Source organism: Shewanella sp. SM101, assembly GCF_025654465.1.
GTDB classification, from domain to species: domain Bacteria; phylum Pseudomonadota; class Gammaproteobacteria; order Enterobacterales; family Shewanellaceae; genus Shewanella; species Shewanella oncorhynchi.
Genome location: NZ_JAKKRH010000053.1, coordinates 20,930 through 27,130 on the forward strand (window position 1 = coordinate 20,930; position 6,201 = coordinate 27,130).

Here is a 6,201-nt window from a genome sequence, read left to right on the forward strand (position 1 = left end):
ATATGTTGAACTGCATTCTACTGGCTGTAACACTCACGCACACTGAAACCGCTTTACCTGAGCCGCAGGTGAAAATCACAAGCAAATCTTTGATTGATACTCAAGTGTTACTCGTTGATATTAAAAGTGAACTTGAGCAACAGATGCAGCGTTTAACGCTGGATATTACCCAAGATGCCCGCGATGGCGTGTTACACAGCAGTGAAATGGAGGGGTTAGTGACGGTAAAGGACTAGTTTTTAGAAGAGATAATGATCCAACAAGAAAATATTTAACCAGAAGGTCTATCATGCTGGGTTTTGAGACCTACTTCATCTAAGTCAGTGCACTGCACTCTGCTGTATACTCAAATGGAAAGCACATAAAGCGCACTCAGGTTTCGAATATCGACAAAGCGCAGACAATATAAGCGATAAGCGTACGAAGTATGAGATGCGTTGATTGAGCAGAGCGATTCGCTCTATTGGCGATAAGGAGTTGCACCATGAGAGTCATGAACAAAGTTATTGCTTGTCCCCACTGCGGGCACCATCAAGATATCAGTATCGATGCCAGCTGTGGAGACCAAGATTATTACGATGACTGCCGAATTTGTTGTAATCCGATTCACTTACGCTTACACATCGATGAATCGAGACGGACGGTTGAGCTGTATATCGATTCAGACGACGAGCAAATCTATTAAACGAGATTGCACTACCCGCTGCGATGTCACGAAACTAACGTGCTTGTTCGTTAAAACGCCTGGCCAGCACGCGCTCGACTGTGTCGACGATAACTTGCGTTTGGCTGTCGATCTCGATATTGAGTTCATCCCCCACTTTGCACTGGCTTAAATTGGTCAGCTTTAAGGTTTCAGGGATTAAGTGCAATTTAAAGCCTGAGTCACTCACCTCGCCAACCGTTAAACTGCAGCCGTTGACCCCAACAAAACCTTTATAAAAAATGTAATCCATCCATTTAGGCTCAATGCCAAGTGTCAGATCATAATGTTGTTCTGTATGGCTGATATCGATGACTTTGGCTTTCGTATGGATATGGCCAGAGAGAATGTGCCCACCAATTTCACTACCAAAAGTTAACGAACGCTCAACATTAACGCTTTGACCTATAGACAAATTAGCCAGATTCGTCAGTCGCAAGGTCTCTTCCACTACATCGAAAAATACCCTATCATCAACGACCTGAGTCACAGTAAGACATACCCCGTTATTTGCCACACTTGCACCAATCGCAAGTCCCTCATGCAAATCAGGTTCGAACGCTACCTCAAGGGTATTTAGGCCATCTTTCTTATGTATTGCAACCACCTCGCAGGTGGCTTGAACTATACCTGTAAACATTTTCTGCTCGCTTAATCGTTAAAGGCTGTATTTATGAATCATTCAGGCTATCAAGCCAAACGTTTAATCCAATTGGCGCTGCCGGTGCTAATAGCTCAGGTCACTCAGACCATGATGGGCTTTATTGATACCGTTATGGCGGGCCGTGTTAGCGCGGTTGATATGGCCGCTGTTGCGGTCGGCACTAGCCTTTGGTTACCCGCTATTCTGTTCGTCCAAGGTTTACTGATGGCTTTTACGCCTTTATTTGCCCACTATAATGGCGCGAATAATCAAAAAGCTATCCAACCTTTGGCCTTTCAAGGTGCCTATCTTGCCATCATTGGCGGCATTGGCGTGATGGTTTTCCTTGCATCTGCGCCCTTTGTGCTTAGCCATATGGATTTAGAACCCGAATTATACCGCTTAACCATAGGATATCTCGACGGTATTTTATGGGGCGCGCCCGCATTTGTGCTTTATCAAGTGCTACGCGGCTGTAGTGAAGGGATTTCTTACACTTTACCTACTATGGTCATTGGCTTTGTCGGCTTAGCAGTGAACATCCCCGCTAACTATATTTTTATTTATGGACACTTTGGCGTACCGGCCATGGGCGGCGCAGGCTGTGGTATCGCCACTGCTCTCGTATTCTGGGCCATGCTAGTTGCCATGACCATTTACATGCAGTTACATAAAAAATTCGCGGCTTTAGCTCCATTCAGTAAATTTCATCGTCCAGACTTTGAAACGATGAAGAAAATGACCAAACTCGGCATGCCGATAGCAATGGCGCTGTTTTTTGAAGTGAGTTTATTTGCCATCATAGCGCTGTTACTCGCGCCACTTGGCGCAACAGTGGTCGCAAGTCACCAGATTGCGCTCAACTTTTCTGCCATCGTATTTATGCTGCCGTTATCTATCGGTATCGCGGTATCGATTCGGATTGGTTATTACTTAGGCCGTGATCGCGCTGATATTTCCGCGGTGGTCACTAAAGTGGGCTTATGGCTGGCACTATCCCTTGCTCTAACGACAGCGGTTTTGACCGTATTATTTAGATTCCAAATTGCGAAACTTTATAATGGTGATCCTGAAGTGGTTGCCCTAGCCGGCAGCTTGATGTTGATGGCAGCCCTGTATCAATTATCTGATTCAGTTCAAGTGGTCGCAGCGGGTGCTCTTCGCGGTTATAAAGATACACGCAGCGCCTTTTATATCACGCTGTTTTCCTACTGGGGGATTGGTATGTCAATCGGTTATACCTTAGCTTATACGGACCATATCGTTCCCGCGATGGGCGCCCATGGATTCTGGGCAGGATTGATTGCGGGCTTGACCTCTGCAGCGCTGTTATTTTTCATTCGTCTGCGTTACATCCAAAAGCATGGCGTGCATTTGAGCCTTATTGAAGGTGACAGTGTTCACCATTGATTGCATTAATGGCGAGCGACAGTGCTCGCCTTTTGGTTTATCAGTTTGATTTCGATGCATTCTCTGAAGTAAAGCGAATAAGAAATTGCGGTTTTATCGGCGGCGTTGTTGAAACACTGGGCAAGTTGCACAGCAATTCACCATTTGACGACAAATTTGTTTTTTTGCTTGCCAGCCCTGCGCTATGCCCCTAATATAGCGCTCGTTCCAAGGCGCAACGCTTTTGAATAGCTTGTTAAATTTTGCGATGCACCCGTAGCTCAGTTGGTTAGAGCACTACCTTGACATGGTAGGGGTCGGTGGTTCGAGTCCACTCGGGTGTACCACTCTCTTCACAGAGTCTAAATTTGAAATTCAAACAGTGCACCCGTAGCTCAGTTGGTTAGAGCACTACCTTGACATGGTAGGGGTCGGTGGTTCGAGTCCACTCGGGTGTACCACTCTCTTCAAAGAGTCTAAATTTGAAATTCAAACAGTGCACCCGTAGCTCAGTTGGTTAGAGCACTACCTTGACATGGTAGGGGTCGGTGGTTCGAGTCCACTCGGGTGTACCATTTCTTGCTATAACTGCCTATAAAACTTAAATTTACTATAATCTCCCATTAAGATTCTCAATTTATATTTGTGCCTAATGTAAAACTTTCGTGCCTAAACACATTTTTTTGCAGTGACATTCAAGCATGCCCTCCTCCTTAGTTCTGCCTGATGATGCTTTGATTGCTTAACCTACATTTATCGATGTTTCCTCAAAATTTGCCATATTCCTTTATTTGTGCCTGTTTCGTGCCAAACATGTTGGCACAAGATGCTATTGACGATTTTTATGTTGACCACTACCGTAGTTGGCACATAGGAGTTGATTTAAATTTAAATCTGCCTGAAATAATCAAAGATATTACCCACAGAATAATTCGACCATATATCCCAAATATAGTACAAGTCGATTTTTCAATAACTTTGGAATTGATGTCTATCTTAGAGCGCACAGCTAAATTCGTAAAAATTTGAATAGCTATCCTAAATGTTTGATATCGCAGAATCGTCATATGCTATTGCAGTAAAATTAAGGGCATTCTTGGAACATAAAATACATTATTATATGTCACTATCCCATTAGGAACAAAACATCGAGTTTTATCTAATATTAGTATTTTAAATGATGCTGTTCTTCAAGATAATTAGTTCATTTGAAACTGAACTGCATTTTAATAAAAACATGTGAAACTCTAGTTTTTCCAAGCAGATTTGAGCAGTATAAAAATGCATACATAGTCAGTTTATCAGCAATCTCTCGATCTGCGAACTCATTTTGGGACACTAAAATCTTCTAAGCTCTGAGAGTTTGTGGTTCACTACATAATAACACTAAAAATCGTTTAGCGAATTAGTGATTAACTAAACTTGTTCAAGTTGGCTATTTTATCGTAAGCATTTAGTTGGTCTATAAATGAAACTAATCACAACAGTTGCAACCGATTAAGAAACTGAGCAGTATTTAAAGTGACGTTTTAAGGGGAATGGTAAAAAGGCTACTTCAAAGTAGCCTTTCATAACTTTTATTATTTTTTTGATGATTTACTAGGTTTTAAATCTGGGGTATTGCCGGGAGTATTTTTATTGTCACGTCGGCGTTGATCAGGTTTCCCTGTCGATTCAGCTATTGGTTTCGGACCAGGCTTAAGACTCATGTTAATTATCCTTAGAATTTAAGAGGGATTTCCCTCAAAATAGACATTAGGGCGTAATGGGATTTTTCAAGGTCTGCACAAAAATTAAACTAATACCGTTGTATCCAAAAGTTAAATTTGTCGTCAAATGTCCTTTAGAGCATGTTAAAAGTTTCATAATAAATCAGCACTGATTTATCAGGCACTGTGTAGCATTACTAACATTTGACATGCTTTGTAGCTTACAAGATACTATATAATGGCGCCACGAATCTTGGTTTTAAAAGCAATATTGGACGTTTACTGATGCAGGTGTAATGCGGGCAAGATATTGGGATGTCACCCAGTTTAAATATCGAATTGATGAAACCCTGTAGGGCTCGCAGTCGTATAGAGAAAATACGCTTAACCATTAACGCAGTGGTAATGGCTAAGTCGCTTAAACTCTGAGGGCTACCTTTCTTGGGCTGCTCTACCTTGGCTTTCCACTTAGTAATTGTATCCTCATCTATCCAACCGCGGTTGATTAAAGCTTGGTTGTATTACTTCCAGTTGGTTGTTTTATAGCGAGGTTTTGACACGGTTGTTGGGTAAGTTGACAGGCGATGCCGTTCAGATCAGCGGCTACGGCTTTGGTTCAACCGATTTAGGAAACAAGGTCATTTGAATTTGTAGAGTACATAAATTGCCATGAGTTAAATCTAAACCTCTTACTAAAGGGCCAAATTCAGTGTTCCACACAGTTTACCTTTAACCGCGGAAAGATCCAGTGGCATGTCAAAACACTGCACATCTTCAAACAAAAGATAAGACGACTGACAAACCGCAATTGGGGCGTGAGCGTGAGCTATTAATTGTTTAAAGTGCGGCAATACATGCAAGGCAGGATCAACTACTTTGGCATAGCCAACGCTTACCAAGGGTGTGTCGATTTAGACCACTGGATCCGTCGTCGAGTACGTATGTGCTACTGCCGTCAATGGCGAAAGCCACGGACTAAGGTACAAAACTTACTCAAACGTGGCGTCAGGATCCAAGCGGCCGTTGCTTGTGGAATTACAAGCAAAGGGCCGTGGCGAAGCTCGAAAACACCAGGGATACAGCAAGCGCTGAGTAATGAGTATCTTAAGAAAGCAGGATTGTATTCACTGAGAGATGGATGGATCACGGTTCACTATCCGAACCAGAAAACAGGTTAGGCGTTCTAAATGAACCACCCTGTGCGGAGCCGCATGCAGGGTGGTGTGGGGGCTGGAGGCTAAATACCTCCGGCTACCCGATTAGTTTTGAATATTTGCATACCTTTGGGAAGCAGGTGCATTAACTAAACTGAGCCTATATTCCATATATTTTTTAACGGTTTTTGAATCACAATATTCAACAAGATCTTCCCAAAACAATACGCCAACATCATCTTTGAAGTCCTTAATAAAACAGGCGTAACTACTACTCTCGTGCCTTTTCATTTTTATGGCTGACTTCCATTTAGTGGAACTTACTAAAAGGCAAAAGTGTATTGTGTATTTATATGTAGTGGCACACTAATTTTGGCCACCTAAATAGAGGTGATATTATTACCTCGTAGATGACTTTAGGTGAACACATGAGATCGACAACCAGAAAAACATTTAGTGCTGAATTCAAACTTGAAGCAGCCCAATTAGTCCTCGATAAAAACCATAGCATCATCGAAGCTGCAAAGGCGATGAACGTTGGTAAGTCCACTATGGATAAATGGGTGAGACAGTTAAAACTAGAACGCCAGGGTGGCACACCAA

The 6,201-nt window shown here is 42.5% G+C and carries 6 protein-coding genes, 3 tRNA genes and 2 pseudogenes; 9 read left to right on the plus strand and 2 right to left on the minus strand.

What is annotated here, in order from left to right:
• Nucleotides 1-2: 2 nt before the first annotated feature.
• The gene (locus tag L5M38_RS20720; protein ID WP_263171541.1) at nt 3-236 is read left to right on the plus strand and encodes a hypothetical protein; all 234 of its coding nucleotides are present in this window, start codon (nt 3-5) and stop codon (nt 234-236) included.
• 248 nt (nt 237-484) lie between these two features.
• Nucleotides 485-685: a CPXCG motif-containing cysteine-rich protein gene (locus L5M38_RS20725; protein ID WP_028759934.1), complete on the plus strand. Its 201-nt coding sequence runs from the start codon at nt 485-487 to the stop codon at nt 683-685.
• A 34-nt stretch (nt 686-719) separates the two neighbouring features.
• Here L5M38_RS20725 and L5M38_RS20730 read toward each other — a convergent pair whose 3' ends face one another.
• Entirely contained in the window at nt 720-1,343 is a 624-nt protein-coding gene (locus L5M38_RS20730) for a riboflavin synthase subunit alpha (RefSeq protein WP_263180200.1), read from the minus strand.
• A gap of 33 nt (nt 1,344-1,376) precedes the next feature.
• Here L5M38_RS20730 and L5M38_RS20735 point away from each other — a divergent pair, with 33 nt between their 5' ends.
• From L5M38_RS20735 to L5M38_RS20755, 5 genes are all read left to right on the plus strand, one after another.
• Complete coding sequence (locus L5M38_RS20735) at nt 1,377-2,756, plus strand: MATE family efflux transporter (protein ID WP_263143217.1); 1,380 nt, start codon at nt 1,377-1,379, stop codon at nt 2,754-2,756.
• A complete protein-coding gene (locus L5M38_RS20740) occupies nt 2,753-2,950 on the plus strand; it encodes a hypothetical protein (protein ID WP_263180201.1) in 198 nt (65 codons plus the stop codon). The genes L5M38_RS20735 and L5M38_RS20740 overlap by 4 nt, the downstream gene beginning before the upstream one ends.
• Before the next feature lie 55 nt (nt 2,951-3,005).
• Nucleotides 3,006-3,082, plus strand: a tRNA-Val gene (locus tag L5M38_RS20745).
• Between the two features lie 37 nt (nt 3,083-3,119).
• A tRNA-Val gene (locus L5M38_RS20750) sits at nt 3,120-3,196 on the plus strand.
• Between the two features lie 37 nt (nt 3,197-3,233).
• Nucleotides 3,234-3,310: transfer RNA gene (locus L5M38_RS20755), tRNA-Val, on the plus strand.
• Nucleotides 3,311-4,681: 1,371 nt separating this feature from the next.
• Here the strand turns inward: L5M38_RS20755 and L5M38_RS20760 are convergent.
• Nucleotides 4,682-4,950, minus strand: a pseudogene (locus L5M38_RS20760) (transposase); the annotation flags it as partial.
• A gap of 216 nt (nt 4,951-5,166) precedes the next feature.
• Between L5M38_RS20760 and L5M38_RS20765 the strand changes: the two are divergent.
• Nucleotides 5,167-5,622: pseudogene (locus L5M38_RS20765) on the plus strand (group II intron maturase-specific domain-containing protein); the annotation flags it as partial.
• A gap of 404 nt (nt 5,623-6,026) precedes the next feature.
• A partial coding sequence (locus L5M38_RS20770) for a transposase (protein ID WP_263148818.1) occupies nt 6,027-6,201 on the plus strand: 175 nt, incomplete at its 3' end.